Genomic DNA, 25,623 nt, shown 5'->3' on the forward strand with positions numbered 1-25,623 from the left:
GCAATTATTTAATCTGTTAAATCAACTAGTTATGTCATTGGTAAAATTGGACGGAAAGCGATTTCCATGGAACGAAAGACTGATTGATTTTTTCAGTCGGGATGCATTTGTGGATGATGATTTTTTCAATTTGGAGAAAACCCATCCATCCATGAATGTCAAGGAACACAAAGATGATTTTGAAATTGAGTTTGCCGCACCGGGATTTGAAAAGAAAGATTTCAAGATCACTATGAAAGATGATGTATTGGAGGTTTCGGCCCAAAAGCGTAAAGAGAAGACCGAAGAGGAAGAGAACTTTACCCGAAGGGAGTTCAACTACAATGCATTTACCAGAAGTTTACAACTGCCACCCACCGTAGATCGCTCCAAAGATGTTAAGGCGGTATACCAAAACGGTATCCTTACCCTTAAGGTCCATAAAATGGAAGCGGCCAAAAACAACCAAAAAAAGGTGATTGAAGTGGCATAGTTAAAAACAAGCGGCAGATGGTCTCCGTCTGCCGCAAAATGTAATTCAGTGATGGAAACAAAATCGAACAAACGACAATATCGGGAATGGTTCAGTGCAGATGAGCTGCACGAAGAGACCAGACAATGGTGTTCCGAGATGAAATTTGCCCGGGACGAGCAAAAATTCCTGAACAGCATGATCAAGGACTATACCTTGGACATCATCGACTCCGACATGTTCAAAACCATACAGCCCATTGTGGATGCGTTGAACATCTGCGAAAGGGATTTGGTGGAACTCTTCAAAAAGGTGCAGCTGCACGAAAACCAGCTCCAAATTATGGTAGATGAGGTCAACCAAGAGAAAATGGAGGCCGCTTATCTGGATACGCACAACGACCTTGCCAAGGAAGTATCGGATTACTTTGTACGGTACCGTGATGCAAAAAACAAGATTTTTGATATCGTATCCCAAGTAATGAAGCGCAGAAGACAAAAACGATTATTGAATTAATATAGCTCTTAAAAGGATGAAAGTACTGGTGTACAGTGCCAAGGATTTTGAAATAAAGAACTTGGAGAAAGCGAACAATGGAAAGCATAAAATAAGGTTTGTCCCAGAAGCCTTGGATACCACAACGGCGGTAATGGCGGCAGGATATGATGCCGTGTGTATCTTCTCCAACGATGATGCCAGCCTTGTGGTACTCGAAATTCTCCATGACCTTGGCGTAAAGTACATTACCCTGCGATCCACGGGCTACAACAATGTCAGCGTAAAATCGGCCAAGCGCATCGGGTTGAAGGTGGCCTATGCCCCAGAATATTCGCCACATGCCATTGCCGAACATGCCGTAGGCCTTTTGCTGGCTTTGGACCGCAAGTTGGTTCAGGCCAACACTCAGGTAAGGGCCTTTAATTTTACGTTGGACAATCTTATTGGCTCCGACCTCAACGGAAAGACAGTGGGTATCTTCGGAACGGGACGGATCGGTTCCATTTTGGTGAAAATATTCCATGCCTTCGGATGTAAGGTCGTGGCCCACGACTTGGAACGCAATCACTATTTGGAAAATCATTACGAAGTGGAATACCTTCCTTTGGAAGCACTCTGCAGGAAGTCGGATATCGTAAGCATTAATACTCCGCTAAATTACAATACCCATCATATTTTTAATACAACGCTTCTCATGGCCATGAAGCCAGGTGCCATATTGATCAATACAGCTCGTGGGGGCATTGTAAAAACAGAGGATGTACTGGCAGCACTCAAAAGCGGTAGACTTGGTGGCTATGCAACCGATGTATATGAACACGAAAGGGGTATTTTCTTTAAGGACCATAGCAAGAATGGCATTACGGACGAACAGCTGAAAGAGCTGATTGCCCTGCCCAATGTGCTACTGACCCCTCACCAAGCCTTTGCCACCAAGGAAGCCCTTGTTCGTATTGCTGAGACTACCATCCACAACTTGGATTGTTGGGAAGAAGGGAAAACCAATACCAACGAGCTGGGTTTTGAAACCATTATGTTATAGGAGTGGGCTCAATAGCTTGGCAAAGCCTTCGATCAACTTTTTGGTCCAAGGCCGGTTTTTATGTGCTTCGTAATCATCCAACAGCAAGGATCGTTCACAATCTTTTAAAAAATCCGATTTCATCTGTTGGCAAAGGGGTGCATCGTACACAAAGACCTGGGCCTCATAATTTTGTTGAAGGCTCCGATTATCCAGATTGGCCGTTCCAATGCTGGCAATCTCATCATCACAGAGCATTACCTTGCTGTGAAGAAAACCATCGGCGTAGAGAAAAATTTTGATCCCTGCCTTTAAATAGGATTCAAAATACGCCCTTACGCACCAATCCACCAGTTTGATATCGGTGCTGGTCGACATCAATATGCGAACATCCACACCGCTGAGCGCTGCGGTCATTAAGGCCTGTAAAATGGCATGGTTGGGGATAATATAGGGGTTGACGATGTAAAGATATTTCTCCGCACTGTTGATGATGGAAAAATACACCTGTTCCATCACATCAAAATCATCATCCGGACCGCTGGGCACAATTTGTAGGGAAGTATCGCGCTCCAAGGTTTTATGGATTTTGTAGGTAGAAACATCCACCTTTTTCTCGCTCGCCAGGAACCAGTCGGTCACAAACAATCGATTTAAAAAATCGACCGCCTCGCCTTCGATCTTTAAGTGGGTATCGTGCCATTTGCCCAAGGCAGGGTCGCCCTTTAGGTATTTATCCGAAATGTTGATACCTCCCGTAAAGCCGATTTTGTTGTCGATGATAATGATTTTTCGATGGTTCCTGTAATTCAATGAAGCCAAGAACCGACCAAATTTAAAAGGGAGGAACTGGGCCGTTTCCACACCTATATCCTTTAATTTTTTCAGGTATTTTTTGCTTAGCGAATAACTGCCTATACCGTCATATAGTAATCGAACGGTCACATTTTCATTCACTTTACGTTCAAACACATCCAAAAGCCTATCCGCTAACAGTCCATCCTCAAAAATGTAATACTGCAAGTGGATGTGGTCTTGGGCTTCTTCGAGGGCATGGAAGATGTGCTCAAAAGTTTGTTGTCCATCCTTTAAAAGTTCCAATTCGTTGTGGCAGGTAACTGGGCATTTGGCCGTTTTGGTAATCAAGGAAGTGATTTTGTGCTTGTTTATGGATAGTTTCGGGTCACAATGGATTCCTTCCGATTGTTCCAGCGGGCCAAACTCATTTTTTAGGGAGAACATTTTACTCTTTCTTCTGTTTCGACCAAACAAAATGTATAAAAGAACTCCTGCCACCGGAATGGTAAAAATGGCCAGTAACCAAGCTAAGGTTTTGCTGGGCCTGACACCGTTCAATAACAGGCTTACCACCATGATTAGGGCAATTAATATATAGAGGCCAATAAGAATGGGAATGAGCATTCGTTGGTATTGAGCTGTTTGAAATACATTGACAAGGTAGTAAAAGTATTTCTCCAATGAAATTGGGCTGGTCAATCATAGGAATGTTAAAATATCCCTGATTGACCCATGCCATTCAAATTATGTGGACAAAAAGTGTAACAAATCCGTAAAAAGTGATACCAAAAAATGCGGTCCAGCCACTCACAAAGATGAAAAAGGTGTCTGCTTTTGGATTTTAGGTTAAAATTAACATAAAGCTACAAGAGCACTCCTTAATTTTAAGACCCACGGATTTGAATGGATTATTTTACATACATACCCACCTTTTATCAACTCAGAATAAATCAAATAACTAACATATGAAAAGAAGAGATTTTGTACAGTACGCTGGTATGGGTGCAGGGGCCATGATGATGCCCTCGCTTCTTATGGGAAACAATATTCCCGCGGAAGCACTGCTCGAACCAGGGATGGATACCGTACTCAAAAAGAAAATGGCCGATGTTGCCCTTAACACGGCAAAGTCCATGGGAGCCACCTATGCCGATGCGAGGATAGGAAGATACCTGAACCAATATGTCTTTACCAGGGAAGATAAAGTACAGAACGTAGTGAACACTGAATCCTTTGGAATCGGAATCCGTGTGATTGCCAATGGCACCTGGGGATTCGCTTCTACCAATGATGTGACAGAGGACGGCATTAAAAATGCAACCCAACAGGCCGTAGCGATTGCCAAGGCCAATTCTAAAATCCAAAAGGAACCTGTGGTTTTAGCGCCCGTGCAAGGACATGGCGAGGTTTCGTGGAAAACACCTATCCAAAAGGACTTTAAAGAAGTACCTATTTCCGAAAAAGTGGATCTTTTGTTGAGTGCCAATGCCGCCGCCATGGAAAATGGGGCCAACTTTGTGAACTCTGCCCTGTTTATGGTGAACGAGCAAAAATATTTTGCCTCTACCGATGGATCGTACATTGATCAAGACGTACACCGTATCTGGCCGACCTTTAACGTAACTGCCATTGACCGTCAGGCGGGTAAATTCAAGAGCCGTCAAGCCTTGAGCGCCCCTATGGGAATGGGTTATGAGTATATGGATGGATTGGATTCCGAAAAATTGTCCGGTCCTGAGGGAATCAAGCTTTACAATAGGAGCTACGATATTGTGGAAGATGCCACCATGGCCGCACAACAGGCCAAGCAAAAGCTTTCCGCAAAATCTGTTGAAGCTGGTAAATACGACCTGGTGTTGGAGCCCAACCACCTTGGTTTGACCATTCACGAATCCGTGGGACACCCCTTGGAACTAGATCGTGTACTTGGATACGAAGCCAATTACGCGGGAACCAGTTTTGCCACTTTGGACAAATGGGAATCCAAGGACTTTAACTACGGAAGCGATATCGTAAACATTGTGGCCGATAAGACCCAAGTAGGATCTTTAGGTGCCGTAGGTTATGATGATGAAGGCGTGAAGACCAAAAAATGGGATTTGATCCGCAATGGTACATTGGTGAACTACCAAGCCATCCGTGACCAAGTCCACATGATCGACCAAAACGAATCACACGGTTGTTGCTATGCGCAGAGTTGGGAAGATGTGCAGTTCCAGCGTATGCCCAATGTTTCCTTGGAACCCGGTACCGAAAAATACTCGTTGCAGGACATGATCAAGGATGTGGACAAAGGAATCTACATTTTGGGCCGTGGTTCGTATTCCATCGATCAACAGCGATATAACTTCCAATTTGGAGGAACCTTGTTCTACGAAATCAAGAATGGTGAGATAGCCGGTATGCTGGAAGATGTGGCCTACCAATCCAATACCCAAGAATTTTGGAATTCCTGTGCAAAAATTTGTGACAAAGACGACTACCGATTGTTCGGTTCCTTCTTTGATGGTAAGGGGCAACCCTCCCAAGTCAGTGCCGTTTCCCACGGAAGTTCTACTTCCAGGTTTAACGGAATCAATGTAATCAATACAGGTAGGACCATTTAAGGTTTATTCAAATTAAATACTAAGACAATGGCTATATATACTAGAGAAGAAGCAAAAAAGATTTTGGAAAAGGCATTGAGCTTTTCCAAGGCCGATGCCTGCGAAATAAACCTGAGTGGAAGGAACAGCGGAAACATTCGTTATGCACGAAACACCGTGTCCACTGCAGGATATCAATCCAACCAAAGCCTAGTGGTACAGTCCAGCTTTGGCAAAAAGGTGGGAACGGCAACCATCGATGAATTTGACGATGCATCCTTGGAAAAGGTGGTCAGAAGGGCAGAGGAGCTCGCGCAATTATCCCCCGAGAACCCTGAATTTATGCCGCCCTTGGGACCACAAACATACGATGAGGCTATTACATACAAGGAATCGACTGCCAACATCACTCCGGAGTACCGAGCTGAGGTGGCCAATAGCAGTATTGTTCCCGCCGCTGCAAAAGATGTAACTGCAGCAGGCTTTTTGGATGATTCGGCCCAATTTTCGGCGATGATCAATTCCAATGGACTGTTTGCCTACAACCAATCCACCAACGTGGATTTTACGGTGACCATGCGTACCAACGACGGTACAGGTTCCGGTTGGGTGACCCGCGATTACAACGATATTGACAAGTTTGACGCTGCCGAAGCATCAAAAATAGCAATAGACAAGGCAGTGATGTCCCGAGAGGCGCGTGCCATAGAGCCCGGTAAGTACACTGTGATCTTGGAACCGGCTGCATCCGCAGATCTTTTGCGTAATATGTTTGGTTCGTTCAATGCAAGGTCTGCCGATGAAGGAAGAAGCTTTATGTCCGCTAAGGACGGAGGCAATAAATTGGGACAAAAGATTGTGGACGAAAGAGTGAATCTTTGGTCCGATCCCTTACACCCCGATGTGCCTACCTCCACATGGAACGGAGCGGGACAGCCTTTGAAGAAAACCAGTTGGATCGAGAACGGGGTGGTCAAAAACTTGGCCTATGACCGTTACTGGGCAGAGCAAAAGGGTGTTGAGCCCGTGCCATTCCCAAGCAATGCAATTATGGAAGGCGGTGACGAAAGTTTGGAAGATATGATCAAAGGAACCAAAAAAGGTATTTTGGTGACACGCTTTTGGTATATCCGAAGTGTAGACCCACAAACCTTGCTATATACTGGTTTGACCCGGGACGGAACGTTCTATATTGAAAATGGACAGATCAAATTCCCTGTAAAAAACTTCAGGTTCAATGAGAGTCCGATCATTATGTTGAACAATTTGGAATCGCTCGGACAACAGGTTCGTGTAAACGGTAACCTGATACCTTACATGAAGATTCGTGACTTTACGTTCACCAGTCTTTCCGACGCGGTATAAGCATAATAAAAACAACAAACTGGTGGTCGACTTTGTATCGACCGCCAGTTTTTTATTTTGGTAAAGATTTTAGCCTACGACCCAAATGGCATTGGATAACGAATTTTTTTTCACCCGCTTGCAGTATGAATCAGGAGATTGGGATGTGGATCAGCGTATGCCCTCCAATTTGCTTAATTCCTTGGTAGAATACACCACACTTAAGGTGGATACACAGGAAAAAATCATCCCGTTGGCCAGTGACGATATCTTTAAAAGCCCGTTTTGTTATATTTCCGGCCATAAACTGGTGCAGTTCACCAAAAAGGAACGGGAAAATTTTGAAAAGTACGTCCGTAATGGCGGTTTTGTCTTTGCTGATGACTGCAACCACGATATTGACGGTCTTTTTGCTAAATCCTTTGAACGCCAAATGGAAGAAATTTTTGGGGCTGGCGAATTGAAAAAAATTCCCAACGATCACGAAATCTACACTATTTTTTTTGAGTTTGATGATGGTCCACCTACCACTTCCCAAGAATTGAACGGATGGGGAGATGATTTGGTGCACGAATACCTCAAGGCCATCGTCATCAACGGACGCATAGGCGTGCTCTACAGCAACAAGGATTATGGATGCGAATGGGATTACGATTTTAGAAACAAACGATGGTACAAAATCGACAACACCCGTTTCGGGGTCAACATCGTGCTGTACGCATTAACTTCTTAACACTATTGATTTGAACAAAGAACTACAACAAATTGCAAACGAAGTGGAGGGGCTTTCCGAAAAATTATCGGCCCTGAAGCAGGAGATTGGGAAGGTGATCATTGGTCAGGAAGAGACCGTTTCACAGCTGTTGATTACCTTTTTGGCAGGTGGACATGCTTTGCTGGAAGGTGTTCCGGGATTGGCAAAAACCTTGATGATACGAACGCTTTCGGATGCGATTGACCTAAAATTCAAACGGATTCAGTTTACCCCGGATTTGATGCCATCCGATATTATCGGTACCGAGATACTGGAGGAAGACCACAGTACAGGCAAAAAATTCTTCAAGTTTAATAAAGGCCCTATCTTTTCCAATATCATATTGGCGGATGAGATCAACCGGACCCCTCCCAAAACGCAGGCAGCACTTTTGGAGGCCATGCAGGAGTTCGAGGTGACCTACGGCGATAAAACCTATAAACTGGACAGGCCGTTTTTCATTTTGGCCACCCAAAACCCGATAGAGCAATCAGGGACCTTTGTATTGCCAGAGGCACAACAAGATAGGTTTCTGTTATACATTAAAATTGGCTACCCGACGGATAAAGAAGAGACCGAGATTTTAAAGGCAACCACCGGAACCAAAAAGGCACAATTGAACAAGGTGTTGTCAGGAGAGGACATCATCCGATTACAACATTTGGTGCGGGAAGTCTCCATCAGCGATGGTCTGATTCAATATGTGAGCGATGTGATACGCGCCACCCGGCCCGACACCACATCAGTCGACTACGTAAAAAAATGGGTGGATTGGGGTGCAGGTCCGCGTGCAGGTCAGGCCATGATCCTGACCGCCAAGGCCAATGCCCTCTTAAACGGTAAATTGGCAGTAACTCTGGAGGACCTACAAACCGTTGCCTTACCCGTGTTGAGACATAGGGTTCTGGTCAATTTTAGGGCGGAGGCAGAAGGTATCACTTCGGACACAGTGACCCAGGAAATACTTAAAACCGTTCAAGTTAAGGACAAATAATGGCAACAAGGGACTACCACGACCTATTAAAACCGGATGTGATCAATACGGTATCGGGCCTCAGCCTGATTTCCCGAATTGTGGTGGAAGGTTTTACCTCCGGTCTGCACCGTAGCAAGAGCGTGGGCCCTGGCATGGAGTTCAGTCAATATCGGGGTTATGAACCTGGTGATGACCTACGATTGCTCGATTGGAAAATGTTGGCCAGATCGGGACGATATTACATCAAACAATCCGAAGTGGATAGCCATGTAGCCGTTAAGTTTATCGTGGATGCCAGCGATTCCATGGCACACGAGGAGCACGGCATTTCCAAATTGGGATTTGCGCGCGTCATGATCGCCTGTCTTTCCCATTTGGCACAAAAGCAAGGTGATTCCGTGGGACTCTTTGCCCTTAACGAAGATGATTTTGTAAGCATTTATCCCAAAGCGGACAGAAAACACTTTAACAGATTATTGTTGGAGCTGTTGAAGATTTCCACCAAAGGAAAGTGGCCGCAATTTTCAATTGCCTCAAGAAAAATCCATAATCGGGGCGAAAAGGAACTCATTTTTTTCATGACCGATATGTATGAGGATGTTTCCGAGCTCTCGGATTTTGTGAAGAACCTGAAAACCGCACATAACGAGGTCGTGGTAATTCAAATTATGACAGGTGCGGAAATGGATTTCGATTACAAAAAATCCGTCACTTTTGAGGATTTGGAAACCGGAACCAAGGTCAAGGTAGATGTCAACAAAGCCAAGGCTGGGTATTTGAGGGCATTGGATAACAAAATAGGACAGACCAAGGAGCAATTGCTCTCACAAGGGGTGCATTATCATCTGTTTCGGATGGATGATGATTTGGGTGATGCCCTCCAATTATTTTTAAAGGAACGAATTCGATTGGTGTAAATGGTTTTTGCGAATCCAACATATCTCTGGGCACTATTGGGACTTTTGGTCCCATTGGCCATTCATTTGTGGAGCAAAAAGGAGGCAAAGACCATCAAAATCGGGAGTGTTCAGTTGTTGGACGAATCCAATTCACGCCAATCCAGCAGCATTCAATTGAACGAATGGTTACTCCTGCTGTTACGTATGCTGATTTTGGCACTTATCGTATTGTTGATGGCGGGCCCACAATGGCGTACCAAGGGCAATCAACAACAGGTTACCTATTTGGTGGAGCCTTCGCTGGCCAACGAGCCCACTTTGACCACCATTTTGGATAGTTTACAAGAAGATGCCTCCGTAAGGTTGTTTACCAACGGATTTCCGGAATGGGATTTGGATACGGATTACCAAGCGGAACAGGAGACTCCCAACTATTGGCAATTGGCACAACGATTGGATTCGTTGCCTTCGGATAGTTTGGTCGTATTCACAAAAGCATTGGCCAGGGGCATCAAATCCAAACGACCGAACACCCAAAAGAACATCCACTGGGTGATCACCGAAGGTGAGCAAATTCTTGACCGTCCCCTCATTGCCCTCAAAAACACCGAGGCTGTTCAACTTGTTACGGTTTCCAGCAATAGCATGGGAACCCGCATCAATAAGGAAGTGATTAAAGATGGATACCAACTTACAAGGGCAGGAGATAGTTTGCAACTTGGAGAAGGAACAACTACTATCGTTCCGCTACAAACATTGGATACCCTTCTAATCAATCTTCAAGTGGACGAGGATTTTGAAAGGGAAGAAAAGTATCTTGAAGCCTCTTTTCGTGCATTGTCCGCCTATTTGGGGCAGCCTATCAAAGTTATGAAGGACAGCTCAAGCGAAAGTACCGATCTACAGGTATGGTTGAGTGAAGAACCCTTGACAACAAGCGAAGGGAAATGGTTAGTTCTGAAACCGGATGTAATGGCAAAACAGTTGATCGAGCCCGGACCTGCAAAAGATATTTTTCATTTAACCTCCCGTTTAAATCCCAAGAATACGGTGGAGCAGCGATTCACGGAACAATTGTTGGGTATTTTGGGTGTGAATAAGGAGGTTGAAAGTCTTACCAAAAATATGGACAGACGTCAGATGGACGAAGCCTCTTTAAAGCCCAATTATGTGGCGCCCAAACGAAAAAGGGAACGCGCCACTATAGTGGATATTTCACTTTGGGTATTTGGTCTAGTGGCGGGATTGATGCTGGTAGAACGATTGATATCAAAGTACAGAAAGCAGTGAACGGAGCAGCCCACATAAAACAGTTTCAGAAACGTTGGCAACAATTGCTGTATGCCGAGGCACTGTTATATGCCGTTGGTTTTGGAGGGATGATATACCTGTTTACCCACAAGATGGGATATGGTATCCTAAGCCTTTTGGTGGCCCTGGTTGTTTCCGTTTGGATCAAAAGACCTTGGAAAATAAATGAAGCAAGGGCTGTCAACTATATTGATGCCCACTTGCCACAGGCTGGATATAGCAGTGGACTATTATTGGTGTCTGCCCAAGAGCTTTCAGACCTATCAAAATTACAGCAGTACCGCGTTGCCGCCCAGTTAGAACCTGTTTTACCAAAGACACGACCACCTCAAAAACTATTCAAGGCAGCATTGGTCATGTTTGGACTGGTGCTTATCGGACTGATGGCCAATACCATCTGGACTTCCCTGAACCCATTTTCGAGTAATGGTGCACCCAATGAGGACGTTATTACTTTTGCTCCGAAGGATAGTTTGTTATCATCCATTAAAATCCCTGAGCTCACCGATACGAAAGTGACCGTTCAATACCCATCCTATACCAAAGAACCAACCGTGCAGACTTCTTTGCCCAACATCAAAGCGGTGCAAGGTTCCAGGATTACATGGCATCTCGAATTTGATGGCGAAGTACAAAAGGTTCAAATGGACCTGATGGGAGAGCATTTTGATTTTGTCAAAGTGCAAAACCAATACCGATTGACCAAGCCCTTGGAAGCTTCGGGCTTTTATAGCTTCACTTTTACCGATGGTGACGGAAACGATTATGTAAGCGACCTGTATTCCATGGAAATGGTCAGCGACGAACCACCCTTGGTACAGCTGGAGGGATTGGACAATTACAGCTATTTTGAGTTTGAGGAAGATAAGCGTTTGATGTTCAATGCCAATATTTCGGATGATTTTGGAGTTGAGGATGCCTACATCATTGCCACGGTCAGTAAGGGTTCGGGAGAGTCCGTAAAGTTTAGGGAGGAGTCCGTTCGCTTTGATCAAACCATCCCAAAAGGAAGTAAGTTGGTGCAATTGCAACAACAACTGGATTTGTACGCCCTCAACATGGACCCGGGGGATGAACTCTATTTTTATGTGGAGGCCCTGGACCAAAAATCACCAACACCCAATGTGGCGCGTAGCGAAACCTACTTTGCGGTGATTCGGGATACGGTCACGGATATGTTCGCGGTGGAAGGGAACTTGGGAGTGGACTTGATGCCCGATTATTTTAGGAGTCAGCGCCAGTTGATTATTGATACGGAAAAACTGATTTCAGAACGCGGTAAAATTTCCGAAAAAGATTTCAAGTTCAGGAGCAACGAACTTGGTTTTGATCAAAAACAATTGCGCTTAAAGTACGGACAATTTATGGGCGATGAGACCGAAATGCAATCCGCCCCAGGGCAAGTATCGCCTGAAGCCGGTGAGGCAGACCATGACCACGACCACGAGGGTGGGGAAGAGGACCTGCTGGATGAATATAGCCACAAACATGACAGCGATAACGAGCACAACCTGGTGGTGGAAGACGATCACGATCATGGCACCGAGGAAGAGAAAGAAGACCCTTTGCACGAATACGTGCACGACCATGGTGACCCTGAAGCATCCACACTTTTTGAAAAATCCCTCAAAGCCAAGCTTCGGGATGCCTTGACCATAATGTGGGATGCGGAATTGTACCTCAGATTGTATGAGCCGGAAAAATCCTTGCCCTATCAATACGATGCCTTAGAGATTATTCAGGACATTAAGAACAGTGCCCGAATCTATGTCCACCGCATTGGTTTTGACCCTCCACCGATCAAGGAGGAGAATCGACTTAGTGGTGATATCGAGGGGATTACCAACGTTACCAAAGAGGAAGGATTTGATTACGAAATGTCCTTTGCTGCCACTCGTGAAGCCATATATCGTTTGGAACTCCTCATTCAAGGTGAAACAAATTTTAGCGAACCCGATGCCTCCCTTTTTGAAGAGGCAGGAAATGAACTGGCCCAAAAAGCCATCGCCGAACCCCTTACATTTGTTAAAGTACTACAAGGACTTCGGGATTTACAAAAGGCTTCGGATAGGACCAGAGAAAGCTATCTGGAAGTGCAACGGAAATTATTGTCGGTGTTGCCCGAAGTGGATGATAACCCTGTCAAAAGAACGGTATACCCTGATGAAATCAATCAACTGTACCTAAAGGAACTGGAGGCGTATGAGTGATGGAGTGCAGCTGTTGAGCCAAAACATCTTATGGCCTGTGGTGCTGATCGCGCTATTGTTGTTGACGGTATTTGTTTGGAAGGAATGGGAACAACGGAATGAGAAACGTTTTTGGGTAAAATCGGTGTTGGCATTAATGGCCGTGGCATCTTTGGCCATGATAATATGGCGTCCCGCCACCTTTCAGGAAGAAACCAAGGGCAAAGCCATTATTCTGACCAAAGGATACCGTACCGCCCAATTGGACAGTTTACGATCTATCTACAAGCGGATTCCGATGGAAAATTATTCCCCTGGAAAAACCTTATCCATTTTGGAGGAAGCTGATTCCTTATTCTTGTTGGGACAGGGATTGGAGACCTACGACCTTTGGCAGCTCGACGATGCCACCGTATCCTTTTTGGGAGCGGAACCCCTTATGGGATGGACTAAAATTTCTCATGATACCAACATTCCCCTTGGCGAACGGTTGTCATTGTTCGCTCAATATGCACAACCAACCGAAGGACATTGGGCCATTTTAGCGGATAACGGAGGTAATCCATTGGATTCCGTAGTTTTTGGAAAGGCAAAGCAGCAAACGGTGCGATTGTCTTCCACTACAAAGGCAAGCGGCACATTTGTGTATCAACTGTGGGAAAAAGATGGTGATGGCAAAGTACTTTCAAAAGAGCCAATTCCCATACATGTGGAAAAAGGTACATCATTGCGCATTTTGATGGTCAATACCTTTCCAACTTTTGAAACGAAGTACCTCAAAAACTTTTTGGCGGAGAACGGCCATGAACTACAGGCCAGGACCCAGCTCACCAAGGACAAATACAAATTTGAATACTTTAACGGAGCATCCGAAGCAGTATATGGATTTACCAAGGACCGGTTAGAGAAATACGACCTTTTGATTCTGGATACCGATAGCTACACAGGTCTTTCCAATGCTTCAAAAAGAGCCATTGAAGCATCTGCACGTGTAAATGGTCTCGGAATTTTTGTCCAGCCCAATGAACGCATGTTCCGATTGTCCAAGAATCGTTTTCCATTGGGATTTGAACGCGATGGAAGGACTGAAATCTCCTTGGGACAAGCAGGTGAAACACTGGCAACATATCCTTATCAATTTGAAACAGTTGTCAGACAACAGCCAATAGCAATCGATTCCACCATAATAGCCGGCTACGTGCCCATGGAAAAAGGGAAATTGGGCAGTACGGTGCTGCAAAACACCTATCAATTGGTGTTGGATGGTGATGATGAAATATACGCAAGCATTTGGACCCAAATACTCAATGGAATTGCCAAACCGCAAGAATCCGAAATGGCTTTTGAGGCATTGACCCCCATCCCAAAGGTAGATGAACCCTTTTTGTTTGAAATTCGAACCCTTGAGGAAAACCCTCAATTGGAGAATTCGGATGGAAGCCCTATTGCGTTACTGCAAGATGCGAGTCTTCCGTCAAAATGGTCGGGCACCCAATATCCTAGAAAAATAGGTTGGAATCAAGTTCGGTCCGGAAAGGATAGTACGGTCGTGTTTTCCTATTACGTTTTTGATAAAGATCGATGGTCGTCTGTTGCTACGGCACATACCATCCAAGCCAACAAGCGTAAATTTGGAACGGACAACCGTTTTAGGGGCAAGTCAGCTTCCTCCAATGGGAGTTTGCAACCTATTTCTCCGCTATGGTTTTACGTTTTACTTCTTTTGTGTTTGGGTTGGCTATGGTTGGAGCCCAAATTGGTGTCATAAAGCGACACATTTTGATAAATTATTTTTCCAGCTCGGCAGATAACCTGTTCAAAATCCTATCAATAGATTGGATTACCAGTGAAATACGTGTGGTTCCCCCCGAATAGTTATCCTTGTTCAAGATTAGGTTGTTTCTTGCTACCGATGACCTATCAAATATGTTAGGATCATTTACTATGACGTACTGTCTGAACTTAAAATCCTCAATGGAAAGTTCTTTCAACAAAGGTTTCCAATCATTTAGAAATGCATACTCTACATCAATTATGGCTCGGCTTACCTGTTCCACTTCGTTTTCGTAATAATTACTCAATAGCCTACGGAGTTTATCATCGGATACCTTATCCAGACCATTCGATTTTAAGGTTTCGTACGAATTTGTTATGGCTGCGAACCGTTCAAACTGTAGAATATCGCCCAACCAAAATTTCAAACTGTCAGGATACTGTTCCTGTTCATGTTCCAAGATCTTAGTAATCGACGAAATAGCTTTTTCAAAGTTTCTATGGACCTTTTTCAAATCCATTTTATCTACTTCCAGGTTTTCGCGAATTTGTGCTAGCATTTCCTGTTCAAATGAACGGCTCTTTCTATTTTCGTTCCAATTGTTTACCTGTAGGGCAATCACTATGCCTATTACTACCAGAATGATTTCGCCAATAGCGTACTTTAGGTATTTTCCGAAGTTTCCTTCTGAAACCAACTGTTTTCTGATTCTTCTAAAGAGGGCAAACATATTACTATCGGTATCTCCAACTGGTTAAATCGGCACCTTGGGGTGCGCTTTCCGCAATGCGCTTCATGATTTTGGGCACATACATGGAATTGTACCGCAAGCGGCTGATGGCGTTCGGCAATTCTGGGTCGCCGTTCCAGCAATGTTCTGCACGATCGCCGTACAACACTTCGCCCTCATAATAGGGCTCTGTGGTACTTTCCAAAAAGTCTTCCATCAAATAAACGGCATTGTTTAAATAGTAGTTGTCCATATCCCCGCAATAAATATGGATCTTGCCCCGCAGTTTTGGGCCCAATTTATCCCAATCCCGTTCCAGAATGTGCCGTAGATCGTAGTTTTCTTTCCAATACTCGGCCACCTCGTGGTCAATGTCTCCCGTCATTTTGTCCCAAATGCGCACAGGATAGCCATCATCACCCTGTGGGGAATAGGTCGCTTCCCAAATATCCCACTGCTGTCCCGATCGGGATTTATCGCCCAAAACCAATTCCAGATGGTTTCCCTGTCGTAAAGTGGATTGGATATCGCCCAAATAATTTCTGTGGGAGGGAACTTCCAATTGCTTGTGCTCGGAATCGTAATAATATGCATTATCGTCTTCGTAAATATTGGTAAGGCAGTAGGCCCTAAAATCGATGGGGTCTGGACAGGCAGCAAAGCAGCCGTTGTACTCATCCGGATATTTCACCTGCACGGCCAAGGCTTCCCAGCCTCCGGTAGAACCCCCGTAAAGGAATCGGGACCAACCTTCACCCACTCCCCTGAACTCTTTTTCGATATATGGGATGAGTTCATAGGTAATGGCGTCGCCATAGGGGCCTTGACTGGCTGAATTTACCGCATACGAATCGTCGTAATAGGGGGTAGGGTGCTGAATCTCTATGATGAGGAAACGCGGAAAATCCGGTTCGTTCCATCTTTTGTAAAAATCGTAGGCTTCTTGTTGCTGAATGATGTTGTACCCCTCCAAGTCAAACCGTTCTGAATATTCGGGTTCCAAATTGGGGTCGGGTGGAGTAGTCCGGAAACCTCCAAAATCGCTTGGAAAATGCCCATGAAAGACCATCAACGGATATTTGGCCTCAGGATGTTCTTCAAACCCTTTTGGCAACAATACGTGGGCCCCCAAATACATGTCCCTCCCATAGAATTCGGACAGTTTTTCAGATTTAATCTTAATATGCTTGATCCACTCGGTATCCTCGGGCTCGGGGATAGGAGGGATGACTTGATCCAAGATTACGGAAACATTGTCGATGCCATTTTCACCTACTGTTATTTTGAAAGGTGTACTGTACAGATTGCCGGGAGAGGTGTTCCAATGTTGTCCCTCGCCATTGTCCATAGGAAGTTTCACGGTATGGCCCGTGGACAGATTGAAGGTTTCATACACATGGAGCAAGGCCTGTACGTTGTATTCGCCAGGGGGAACATCTTTTAAACTGGGGTAGGGATATCCAAAAATGGATTCATCAAAAGTAATGGATGTCCCGGGTGCCATATTATCCACGTTCATCCCAAAAATGAGCTGGGTATTCAATCCATCATTGATTTGAAATCGGGGTTCCTTGCTGTCATCAGTTGAAAGCATGAGCAATAATCGTCCATCTTTGTTCTCTGGACTAACGTTTTCATCGAAACTGACGGCAATATCAAATTTGGATTTTTCGGTCTGTGCGCAGGAAAACAACAAAATGGTGCAGCAACAGATAAAAAGGGAAAGCTTGGTCATAACGGTTGGATTTTAGATAGTTAAGATAGTCCATTCCAACCGTAAAGAAAAAATCCCCGACATTTAAAATTTTAAACATCGGGGATCAAAACAAAATGGTTGGTTACATACGCTTACATTAGGGCGGCTTGCGCTGCAGCTACCCGTGCAATGGGTACCCTAAATGGGGAACAACTTACGTAGTTCATGCCCACTTTTTGGCAGAACGCAACCGAGCTAGGTTCACCACCATGTTCGCCACAGATACCTACTTTAAGATTGGATTTGGTTTTACGTCCCAATTGGGTTCCCATTTCCACCAATTGTCCGACACCTTCCTGATCCAAAACTTCAAAAGGATCATGTTTTAGAATACCTTTTTCGAGATAGGTTGGGAGGAACTTTCCTGAGTCGTCCCTGGAGTATCCAAAAGTCATTTGGGTCAAATCGTTGGTTCCGAAGGAAAAGAAATCCGCATCTTCTGCGATTTTGTCGGCAATCAAGGTGGCCCTTGGGGTTTCCATCATAGTACCTACGGAATACTCCACAGTATCCTTACGTTTTTTAAACACCTCCTCAGCGGTGGCATCAATTATGGCCTTTTGTTGTTTGAACTCTTCCACAGTGCCTACCAAGGGAACCATAATTTCAGGTTTTACAATGATACCGTCTTTTTTCACTTTGAGCGCTGCTTCCAAGATGGCTTGGGTCTGCATTTCGGTGATTTCCGGATATGAAGTGCCCAACCGACAACCACGGTGTCCCATCATGGGGTTGAATTCTTCCAACTCGGCCACTTTGCTTTTTACGGCTGACAGCGAAATATGTAAATCTTCGGCCAATTCTTTTTGGGTGGCCAATTGATGAGGTACAAACTCATGTAATGGGGGGTCTAACAATCGAACGGTTACTGGGTAGCCCTCCATGGCCCTAAAGATGCCTTCAAAGTCGCTGCGTTGCATGGGCAATAGTTCTTTTAAGGCCTGTCTGCGTCCTTTAACGGTGTTTGCCAAAATCATTTCGCGCATGGCCTTGATACGGTCTACCTCAAAGAACATGTGCTCGGTACGGGTCAACCCAATACCTTTGGCACCGAAGTTCCTGGCAACCAAAGCATCTTTTGGAGTATCTGCATTGGTTCTAACATCCAAAGTGGCGTAGGTGTCGGATAGATTCATTAAGTCAGCGAACTCACCACTAAGTTCTGGTTCCTTGGTTGCTACTTTTCCTTCCAAAATATTACCGGTGGAACCATTGATGGAAATCCAATCTCCTTCGTGATATTCATGGTCTCCCACTTTTAGTGTTCTGTTCTTATAGTTGATTTTTAACGCTCCTGCTCCGGATACACAACATTTGCCCATTCCACGCGCTACTACGGCAGCGTGGGAGGTCATCCCACCACGAGCGGTCACGATACCTTTGGCAATATGCATCCCTTCCACGTCCTCTGGGGAGGTTTCAACCCGAACTAGAATACTGTTTTTGAATTTCGTGGCTTCGTCTGCAAAGAATACGATTTGACCTGTTGCAGCACCGGGAGAGGCTGGCAGCCCTTGTGCGATGACATTGGCCTCTTTTAGGGCCTCAGGGTCAAAGACTGGGTGTAGCAGTTCGTTGAGTTTGTTGGGTTCAATGCGCTTGAGTGCTGTTTTTTCATCGATCAAACCTTCTTTAAGGAGATCCATGGCAATCTTTACCATGGCTGCCCCGGTTCGTTTACCATTACGGGTCTGAAGAATCCAAAGTTTACCCTGCTGGATGGTAAACTCCATGTCCTGCATGTCTTGGTAATGGGTCTCCAATTTATTTTGATATTCGAAGAGTTCCTTGTAGATGTCAGGCATCAATTCTTCCAAGGAGGGATATTTTTCCTTGCGTTCCTCTTCTTCAATTTGGGCAAGTCTCGCCCAGCGTTGGGAACCAAGCAGGGTAATTTGTTGCGGTGTACGTACTCCGGCCACCACGTCTTCGCCTTGGGCATTGATCAAGTATTCGCCGTTGAACATATTTTCACCGGTTCCGGCATCCCTGGTAAAGCAAACCCCTGTTCCGGAATCTTCGCCCATATTACCAAATACCATGGCCTGTACGTTTACTGCGGTACCCCAATCTTCGGGATATCCGTTCATTTTACGGTAATAAATGGCTCGGTCACCGTTCCAGCTATCAAAAACAGCAAGAATGGCTCCCCAAAGCTGGTCCCATGGGTTGGTAGGGAAGGGTTTGCCAGTTCTTTTTTTGACGATGTCCTTAAAATCGTATACGAGATCTTGCAGGTCTTGTACCGTAAATTGGGTGTCCTGTTCGATTCTCCTTTTATCCTTTAGATGGTCGATAATCTCTTCAAAAGGATCCAAATCATCCTTGGATTCTGGTTTGAGGCCCATGACCACACTGCTGTACATTTGGATGAATCGACGATAGGAGTCCCAGGCAAAACGCTCGTTGCCCGTCATTTTAATGACTCCTTTAATGGATTCATCGTTGAGTCCCAAGTTCAGCACGGTGTCCATCATGCCCGGCATGGAAACCCTAGCGCCAGAGCGTACCGAAATCAATAGTGGATTTTCATCATCTCCAAAAATGGCTCCCATAGTTTGCTCAATATTGGTAATGGCATCCCTTACCTCGGGTTCAATGCGCTTGATGACCGCTTCTTTTCCTTCCTCGTTGTATTGGGTGCATACTTCTGTGGTTATGGTAAAGCCGGGTGGCACGGGTATTCCTATTCGGCTCATTTCGGCAAGGTTGGCTCCCTTTCCTCCGAGCAGGTTCTTCATTTCGCGGCCACCATCGGCCTTTTTGTTGCCGAAGGAATAGACGCTGAGTTGATTTGCTGTGAGTGTTTCCATCTTTTTATCTATTAAGAGATTGATACATGCTAATTGTTCCTGTAAAATTACTGGCTAACCTATCCGCAGAATATGATATAAATCAGGATTTTGATCAAGAAGGGTTTGATAACGTGGTCTTTAAGAGGGCAAATTAAAAATGCGCCAAATTTTTGCGAAAATTTTATCCAAATGAGGTTGAAATACCATCAAAATGTATTGGAAAACCAAAAAAAATAAAAAAATATGGGGTGTTTTTTCCTTTAAAATCAAGGCTTTAGGAAATAACTGACATATATCATCTTTTAAAAATATTTCGCAATAGATCTTTGTCCCATCAAAAACCAAAAACTATGCAATATCATATCACACATCGACCTTCGCTTTTAAAAGCAGTCATTTTTTGGCTATCGTTCGCCCTTGTTCCGATGGCACTTTTTGCACAAGATTTTACCCTCAATAATTCGGAAGGAGAAGTACTGGTTACAGGAACTTCCACATTGCACGATTGGGAAGAGGTGGCAGAGCAAAAATCAGGTTCCATCAATTTGGACAATACGGGAGAACTTCCCCAAATCACATCCTTAAAGTTTGTGGTGGAAGCGGAAAGCTTAAAAAGTGGTAAAGGAGCCATGGACAAAAACACCTATAAGGCCTTGGATACCAAAACCCACAAACAAATTGTGTTTGAGATGAAGAACGTGAAAAGCATTTCGCCCATCACAGCCACTTCCAACAAATACAAAGTAGTGGCAACAGGCAACCTGACCATTTCGGGAAGTACCAAGACCATTGACCTACCTTTTAACCTAAGTATCAACGGTGACAAGGTGGTCCTTGAAGGCAAAAAGGCTCTGAAAATGACCGATTACAATATTGAACCTCCCAAAGCTCTTTTGGGAACGATTACCACTGGAGATGATATCGAGGTTCACTTCAATACCGTTTGGAAATAATTTAATCTTAATACTCAACTAATAAATCTACAATCATGAAAAAATACACAAAATTTGGATTGTTGGCTGCTGCTTTCCTAGTTAGCCTATCGGGATTTTCCCAAAACCGTCAACTCGACAACTTCCGTAACCCGGACAAAACAGGCATCAATGTATTTGAGGCCCCTAAGGATTCCGTTTCCACTTTTGATGGGATCAAGGTACGTGTGGGAGGATCTTCTACACTGCAATTTCAGGCTATCGACCATGAAAACTCTGGAGCCGTGGAGCTGATTGAGATCGGGGATAACTTTAACTTGGCAACGGCCAACTTGGATTTGGACGTGGCCTTGGCCAAAGGGGTGCGTATGCACTTAAGGACCTATTTGTCTTCCCGTCACCACCCAGAACCTTATGTAAAAGGCGGGTATTTTCAGGTAGATAATTTGGATTTCATCAGCCCTGGATTCTTGGAGAATGCCATGAAGTACCTCACCATTAAGGTGGGTCACATGGAAAACAACTACGGTGATGCCCATTTTAGAAGAACGGACAACGCGCAGGCCATGCACAACCCTTTTGTAGGAAACTTGATCATGGATGCCTTTACCACAGAGGTAGGTGGGGAAGTATACTTTAGAAAGAACGGTTTCATTGGGATGTTTGGGCTTTCCAATGGAAAATTGAACCAAGCTGTTACCAACCCAGAGACTACAGGAGCTTCCATTTTGGCCAAATTGGGTTACGATGGTCAAATCAATGAAGATTTGCGATTGAGACTTACAGGTTCCATGTACAGCACCAACAAATCAGGACGGGTATACCTTTATAGTGCAGACCGTGCAGGATCAAGATATTACTTGGTGATGGAGGATACAGAGGCATCTGCCACCAGCAACTTTAGGTCAGGTAGGTACAACCCTGGATTCAATAATGAAATTACTGCCTTTATGATCAATCCATTTGTGAAATACAAAGGATTGGAATTCTTTGGTACCATTGAAACTGCTTCTGGTAAGACCAATGCAGAAACCGAGGATAGAAAGGCTACTCAGTTGGCCGGTGAGTTGATCTACAGATTCGGAAACAATGAAAACTTCTATTTGGCTACCCGTTACAATACGGTAACTTCCGATGACCCTTCCGGTTCCGAAGTGACTATTGACAGGTTCCAATTGGGCGGTGGCGTATTCTTGACCAAGAACATTTTGGCAAAAATAGAATACGTAAACCAACAGTATGATGGATTCGATACCACTAGTATCTTCAACGAAGGTCAGTTTAAAGGGCTTTTGTTGGAAGCGGTGATCAGCTTCTAGAAATTATAAATGTTCAAAAAGACCTAGGGCAATAATGTCCTAGGTCTTGGACATTAAAATTGTTATATTTAAGTATCATGATAACCTCTATTCCACAAATAACGAAAACACTTTTCATTGGCCTCGTGCTTGTGTCTTGGTTTTCCTTTAGCGACCCTGAACGGGAGACTAAGGTAAGGGTGGAGCCACAAAGCGAGGTAGTGATCGCTGGTACTACCAATGTCAATAACTTTACCTGCAAATACAATTTACAGGAATTGGAGGTACCCATTCGTTTGATCTACGACGAAAAATCCGAGCATATTGTTTTCAAAAACGCTGAGCTAAAGCTGGTCAATGATTGTTTTGATTGCGGTGGAAAGGCCATCAACAGGGATTTTCAAGAGTTGCTCAAAACGGAGAAGCATCCGCAAGTCGGGCTAAGATTATTGTACGTAGATCCCCCATCAGTCAATCAAAATATGGTGAGCGTTGGCTTGGAGATCAAAATCGCCGGGGTTACCCGCAAGTACCAGACCCTATTGCATTGTGAGCAAGCCAAGGATATTTGCGTAAAGGGTACTTTAGACCTGAAATTGAGTGATTTTGAGTTGAAAGCTCCCAAAAAAATGCTGGGTATGATCAAGGTTGACGACGAAATCAAAGTGCATGTTACTCTTCAAATGAGCGAAATCTAAGCATTGTACGCTGTTAGAGAAAAGAAATCCGTTTTGATAAAATTATCTAACGGATTTTTTGTTTGAGCACATATTTCATAAAACCAATAATCAGTATCTTGTGTGCTACATAAATAACTGAAACTAAATTCAAACACTTCAAATGAAACGATTACTATTGACAAAGGGTATACTTGCGTTGGCCTTTGTGCTATTGACAACCACTTTTTACGCTCAGGACAACTTTGGTGGACTTGCACTTTATACCGTTAGGGACAACATGGGAGAAGATGCCAAAGGCACTCTTCAAAAAGTTGCCGACGCGGGCTATGCTTACATAGAGGCAGCAGGCTACAATGAAGGAAAATTTTACGGAATGGAACCAGAGGAGTTCAAATCCTATCTGGAAAGTATTGGATTGACCCCTGTAAGCACGCACATGGGAATGGTTACTTTGGACAATGCTGATCAATTGATCGCCGATACCAAAGCAGCTGGTTTTACCTATTTTACCATTCCGGTTCCACCGATGGGAATGTTCACTTTTGATCGCGAGAACAGAACAATGGGGATGAAAGGTACCATGGAAGATTTTGCCAACGTACTGACAACCTTGGGGAAAAAATGTGATGCGTCAGGATTAAAGCTATTGTACCACAACCATGATTTTGAATACAAGGACAATGAAGATGGCATAAAGCCTATTGACTATCTATTGGAAAACACTGACCCGGAATATGTCAATTTTCAGATGGACCTCTATTGGGTGACCAAAGCCGGTGCTGATCCAGTGGCCTATTTTGAGAAATATCCCGGCAGGTTCAAACTATGGCATGTTAAGGATATGGGCGACGAAGGGCGATTCGCCCCTGTTGGTGAGGGAACCATTGATTTTGGTAGAATTTTGAACGAGAAAGAGGCTTCGGGAATGCAAATGTATTTTGTGGAGCAGGACAGAACTTGGGACAAGGAACCATTGGAAGTGATCAAAATCAGCCATAAAGCGTTGAAAGCGATAGGGTTTCAATAAAAACCAATGTAAGCGGTTATGATAGCATTGCAATAAAAGGGCAAGAAATCAAAAAAATATTTTTTACAACCGCTTACATTAGTATCTTTGCACCCGCAAAGTTTGGTCGCGTAGCTCAGCTGGATAGAGCATCTGCCTTCTAAGCAGACGGTCGAAGGTTCGAATCCTTCCGCGATCACTTATAGAGTTCAAACAAAAACAAAGCCTTGCATATCTTATTGATTTGCAAGGCTTTAACATTTTAAGACCTATGTTTAAATTGGTTTGATTTGGTATGTTTTGGTTTGCAATTTGGTTAGTAAATTTTTTTCTTCAAAGTGTTAACCGAATAAGATTGTAAATATCTATATTACAGCAACTTAGTATTTGACTTTCGTAGGTGATTTTAGTTCAATTTAATACAAAACCTATGAGAACTCGGTCTACATTTTCAATCAGTTTCTGGATAAGTACTGCCCGGCGGAATGACGGTACTGCTAAGATTTATGCCCGTATAACCGTTGATTCACAACGAGTTAACATGAGCCTTAAATACACGATTCCAATAGAAATATGGGATCGAAAGGGGTCGAGGGTTCTGGGTCGAACAAAAGAAGCACAGGAAATCAACACCTATTTAATGGAGGTGGAAACCGAACTTTTTCAGTGCTATCGGGAGCTTCGATCTCGAACGTCACATATAACCCCACAGATGGTTAAGGCCCACTATTTTGGAGAAGACATAAATGAACTTACTTTGAAGAATTTATTTGAGTATCACAATACGAACAATGCGCATAGTCTTTGTAAAGCTACTCTGAGCCACTACAAGACTTGTCAGAAGTACCTATTAAAGTATATTCAGAAGCAATATAAATGCGATGATTACAGATTATCTCAGCTTAATCATCAATTCATCGTTGGGTTTGAAACTTATCTACGTAAACTGTATCCGATAAATCATCATAGTAATCTTTCAAATAACAGTGCAATGAAGCATATTCAGCGCCTACGCAAGATGATTAGAATGGCAGTTGATAACGAGTGGATCGATAGGGATCCATTTCAAAAGTTTAAGATCAGAATGGAAAGAAAGGAAAGGGAATTCTTGAGTTTAAATGAACTTCAAAAAATTCAAACCTACCACACTGTGATTGAACGGTTGCGTATTGTTAAAGACTTATTTGTTTTTAGCTGCTACACAGGTATCGCCTATTCTGATATAATGAACCTTAACGAGGACAATCTCGTATTGGGTATAGATGGGAAGCATTGGATAAGTACAAAAAGACAAAAGACCAAGAACAGCTTCAAGCTTCCTTTAATGGGACCAGCATTGTCAATAATAAAACGATACCAGTATCATCCAAAAAGACAACCGGAAAAATTATTCCCTAAAATTTCCAACCAAAAGTTGAATAGTTATTTAAAGGAAATCGCAGACGCATGTGACATCACAAAAAATATAACCTTCCATGTGGCCAGACATACGTTCGCTACTACCATTACATTAAGCAACGGAGTTCCTATTGAAACTGTCTCCAAAATTTTAGGTCATACAAAATTGACGACGACCCAAATTTATGCGCGGGTCTTGGATAAAAAAATCAGTGAAGATATGAGTGGTTTGGAATCAATTCTTGAATCTAAACTGTCGGATTCAATTGATGATAACGAGAAATTTGGTAACTCTGTATTTTAATCTAGAGAATTCGTTGCATATAAGAAGGTTCCAAAACTATTGAATATTTTTAGTCCCAATCTTACCAGGACTTTTGCACTTGGTCCCTGTTGCAATTTTATTGTGTTCGGGAAGATAAGCGTAA

Annotated in this window: 20 protein-coding genes and 1 tRNA gene; 17 read left to right on the forward strand and 4 right to left on the reverse strand. The window is 43.8% G+C overall.

The window, feature by feature from the left end; all coding sequences use genetic code 11:
* Positions 1-31: 31 nt before the first annotated feature.
* From RBB12_RS12175 to RBB12_RS12185, 3 genes are read left to right on the forward strand one after another with little or no spacing between them, the layout of a single operon-like run.
* On the forward strand, positions 32-472 hold the full coding sequence (locus RBB12_RS12175) for an Hsp20/alpha crystallin family protein (protein WP_179384723.1): 441 nt from the start codon (positions 32-34) through the stop codon (positions 470-472).
* Between the two features lie 51 nt (positions 473-523).
* Positions 524-967: a hypothetical protein gene (locus RBB12_RS12180; RefSeq protein WP_179384724.1), complete on the forward strand. Its 444-nt coding sequence runs from the start codon at positions 524-526 to the stop codon at positions 965-967.
* Positions 968-983: 16 nt separating this feature from the next.
* Entirely contained in the window at positions 984-1,991 is a 1,008-nt protein-coding gene (locus RBB12_RS12185; protein ID WP_306014252.1) for a 2-hydroxyacid dehydrogenase, read from the forward strand.
* Here the strand turns inward: RBB12_RS12185 and cls are convergent.
* The gene (gene cls / locus RBB12_RS12190; protein WP_306014253.1) at positions 1,986-3,392 is read right to left on the reverse strand and encodes a cardiolipin synthase; all 1,407 of its coding nucleotides are present in this window, start codon (positions 3,390-3,392) and stop codon (positions 1,986-1,988) included. The genes RBB12_RS12185 and cls overlap by 6 nt on opposite strands.
* A 341-nt stretch (positions 3,393-3,733) precedes the next feature.
* Between cls and RBB12_RS12195 the strand changes: the two genes are divergently transcribed.
* The 8 genes from RBB12_RS12195 to RBB12_RS12230 all read left to right on the forward strand — a co-directional run bounded on the left by RBB12_RS12195 (position 3,734) and on the right by RBB12_RS12230 (position 14,594).
* Positions 3,734-5,374: a TldD/PmbA family protein gene (locus RBB12_RS12195; RefSeq protein WP_306014254.1), complete on the forward strand. Its 1,641-nt coding sequence runs from the start codon at positions 3,734-3,736 to the stop codon at positions 5,372-5,374.
* Between the two features lie 27 nt (positions 5,375-5,401).
* Positions 5,402-6,718, forward strand: coding sequence for a TldD/PmbA family protein (locus RBB12_RS12200; RefSeq protein WP_179384728.1), 1,317 nt, complete (start codon positions 5,402-5,404; stop codon positions 6,716-6,718).
* Positions 6,719-6,809: 91 nt separating this feature from the next.
* On the forward strand, positions 6,810-7,430 hold the full coding sequence (locus RBB12_RS12205; RefSeq protein ID WP_218847531.1) for a DUF4159 domain-containing protein: 621 nt from the start codon (positions 6,810-6,812) through the stop codon (positions 7,428-7,430).
* A 10-nt stretch (positions 7,431-7,440) separates the two neighbouring features.
* Entirely contained in the window at positions 7,441-8,445 is a 1,005-nt protein-coding gene (locus RBB12_RS12210) for an AAA family ATPase (RefSeq protein ID WP_306014255.1), read from the forward strand.
* The gene (locus RBB12_RS12215; protein WP_306014256.1) at positions 8,445-9,344 is read left to right on the forward strand and encodes a DUF58 domain-containing protein; all 900 of its coding nucleotides are present in this window, start codon (positions 8,445-8,447) and stop codon (positions 9,342-9,344) included. Before RBB12_RS12210 ends, RBB12_RS12215 begins: the two co-directional genes overlap by 1 nt.
* A complete protein-coding gene (locus tag RBB12_RS12220; RefSeq protein WP_306014257.1) occupies positions 9,345-10,616 on the forward strand; it encodes a BatA domain-containing protein in 1,272 nt (423 codons plus the stop codon).
* The gene (locus RBB12_RS12225) at positions 10,547-12,847 is read left to right on the forward strand and encodes a tryptophan-rich sensory protein (protein ID WP_306014258.1); all 2,301 of its coding nucleotides are present in this window, start codon (positions 10,547-10,549) and stop codon (positions 12,845-12,847) included. Before RBB12_RS12220 ends, RBB12_RS12225 begins: the two co-directional genes overlap by 70 nt.
* Positions 12,840-14,594 carry a hypothetical protein gene (locus RBB12_RS12230; RefSeq protein WP_306014259.1) on the forward strand — a complete coding sequence of 585 codons (1,755 nt, stop codon included), beginning with the start codon at positions 12,840-12,842 and terminating at the stop codon, positions 14,592-14,594. Before RBB12_RS12225 ends, RBB12_RS12230 begins: the two co-directional genes overlap by 8 nt.
* Before the next feature lie 19 nt (positions 14,595-14,613).
* Here the strand turns inward: RBB12_RS12230 and RBB12_RS12235 are convergent, their stop codons facing one another.
* From RBB12_RS12235 to ppdK, 3 genes are all read right to left on the reverse strand, one after another.
* The gene (locus RBB12_RS12235; protein WP_306014260.1) at positions 14,614-15,330 is read right to left on the reverse strand and encodes a DUF6090 family protein; all 717 of its coding nucleotides are present in this window, start codon (positions 15,328-15,330) and stop codon (positions 14,614-14,616) included.
* A 4-nt stretch (positions 15,331-15,334) separates the two neighbouring features.
* Positions 15,335-17,065: an alpha/beta hydrolase-fold protein gene (locus RBB12_RS12240; RefSeq protein WP_306014262.1), complete on the reverse strand. Its 1,731-nt coding sequence runs from the start codon at positions 17,063-17,065 to the stop codon at positions 15,335-15,337.
* 113 nt (positions 17,066-17,178) lie between these two features.
* Positions 17,179-19,899, reverse strand: a complete 2,721-nt coding sequence (gene ppdK, locus RBB12_RS12245; RefSeq protein ID WP_306014263.1) for a pyruvate, phosphate dikinase — start codon at positions 19,897-19,899, stop codon at positions 17,179-17,181.
* Between the two features lie 332 nt (positions 19,900-20,231).
* On the opposite strand from ppdK, the gene RBB12_RS12250 reads away from it, so the two are divergent.
* The 6 genes from RBB12_RS12250 to RBB12_RS12275 all read left to right on the forward strand — a co-directional run bounded on the left by RBB12_RS12250 (position 20,232) and on the right by RBB12_RS12275 (position 25,499).
* On the forward strand, positions 20,232-20,834 hold the full coding sequence (locus RBB12_RS12250) for a YceI family protein (protein WP_306014265.1): 603 nt from the start codon (positions 20,232-20,234) through the stop codon (positions 20,832-20,834).
* A 35-nt stretch (positions 20,835-20,869) separates the two neighbouring features.
* Entirely contained in the window at positions 20,870-22,132 is a 1,263-nt protein-coding gene (locus RBB12_RS12255) for a hypothetical protein (RefSeq protein ID WP_306014267.1), read from the forward strand.
* A 77-nt stretch (positions 22,133-22,209) separates the two neighbouring features.
* Positions 22,210-22,809: a YceI family protein gene (locus RBB12_RS12260; RefSeq protein ID WP_306014269.1), complete on the forward strand. Its 600-nt coding sequence runs from the start codon at positions 22,210-22,212 to the stop codon at positions 22,807-22,809.
* 142 nt (positions 22,810-22,951) lie between these two features.
* The gene (locus RBB12_RS12265) at positions 22,952-23,818 is read left to right on the forward strand and encodes a sugar phosphate isomerase/epimerase family protein (RefSeq protein WP_306014270.1); all 867 of its coding nucleotides are present in this window, start codon (positions 22,952-22,954) and stop codon (positions 23,816-23,818) included.
* Positions 23,819-23,922: 104 nt separating this feature from the next.
* Positions 23,923-23,996 (forward strand) — tRNA-Arg (locus tag RBB12_RS12270).
* Between the two features lie 231 nt (positions 23,997-24,227).
* Positions 24,228-25,499, forward strand: coding sequence for a site-specific integrase (locus tag RBB12_RS12275; RefSeq protein ID WP_306014271.1), 1,272 nt, complete (start codon positions 24,228-24,230; stop codon positions 25,497-25,499).
* The last annotated feature ends 124 nt before the right edge of the window (positions 25,500-25,623 follow it).

The organism is Allomuricauda sp. MMSF_3307, from assembly GCF_030733585.1.
GTDB lineage: Bacteria > Bacteroidota > Bacteroidia > Flavobacteriales > Flavobacteriaceae > Flagellimonas.

What these genes read in the sequence shown, in the direction of transcription:
- RBB12_RS12175 (WP_179384723.1), top strand. Translation starts at nt 32, where the DNA reads ATGTCATTGGTAAAATTGGACGGAAAGCGATTTCCATGGAACGAAAGA.
- RBB12_RS12180 (WP_179384724.1), top strand. Translation starts at nt 524, where the DNA reads ATGGAAACAAAATCGAACAAACGACAATATCGGGAATGGTTCAGTGCA.
- RBB12_RS12185 (WP_306014252.1), top strand. Translation starts at nt 984, where the DNA reads ATGAAAGTACTGGTGTACAGTGCCAAGGATTTTGAAATAAAGAACTTG.
- cls (WP_306014253.1), bottom strand. Translation starts at nt 3,392, where the DNA reads ATGCTCATTCCCATTCTTATTGGCCTCTATATATTAATTGCCCTAATC.
- RBB12_RS12195 (WP_306014254.1), top strand. Translation starts at nt 3,734, where the DNA reads ATGAAAAGAAGAGATTTTGTACAGTACGCTGGTATGGGTGCAGGGGCC.
- RBB12_RS12200 (WP_179384728.1), top strand. Translation starts at nt 5,402, where the DNA reads ATGGCTATATATACTAGAGAAGAAGCAAAAAAGATTTTGGAAAAGGCA.
- RBB12_RS12215 (WP_306014256.1), top strand. Translation starts at nt 8,445, where the DNA reads ATGGCAACAAGGGACTACCACGACCTATTAAAACCGGATGTGATCAAT.
- RBB12_RS12220 (WP_306014257.1), top strand. Translation starts at nt 9,345, where the DNA reads ATGGTTTTTGCGAATCCAACATATCTCTGGGCACTATTGGGACTTTTG.
- RBB12_RS12230 (WP_306014259.1), top strand. Translation starts at nt 12,840, where the DNA reads ATGAGTGATGGAGTGCAGCTGTTGAGCCAAAACATCTTATGGCCTGTG.
- RBB12_RS12235 (WP_306014260.1), bottom strand. Translation starts at nt 15,330, where the DNA reads ATGTTTGCCCTCTTTAGAAGAATCAGAAAACAGTTGGTTTCAGAAGGA.
- RBB12_RS12240 (WP_306014262.1), bottom strand. Translation starts at nt 17,065, where the DNA reads ATGACCAAGCTTTCCCTTTTTATCTGTTGCTGCACCATTTTGTTGTTT.
- ppdK (WP_306014263.1), bottom strand. Translation starts at nt 19,899, where the DNA reads ATGGAAACACTCACAGCAAATCAACTCAGCGTCTATTCCTTCGGCAAC.
- RBB12_RS12250 (WP_306014265.1), top strand. Translation starts at nt 20,232, where the DNA reads ATGCAATATCATATCACACATCGACCTTCGCTTTTAAAAGCAGTCATT.
- RBB12_RS12255 (WP_306014267.1), top strand. Translation starts at nt 20,870, where the DNA reads ATGAAAAAATACACAAAATTTGGATTGTTGGCTGCTGCTTTCCTAGTT.
- RBB12_RS12260 (WP_306014269.1), top strand. Translation starts at nt 22,210, where the DNA reads ATGATAACCTCTATTCCACAAATAACGAAAACACTTTTCATTGGCCTC.
- RBB12_RS12265 (WP_306014270.1), top strand. Translation starts at nt 22,952, where the DNA reads ATGAAACGATTACTATTGACAAAGGGTATACTTGCGTTGGCCTTTGTG.
- RBB12_RS12275 (WP_306014271.1), top strand. Translation starts at nt 24,228, where the DNA reads ATGAGAACTCGGTCTACATTTTCAATCAGTTTCTGGATAAGTACTGCC.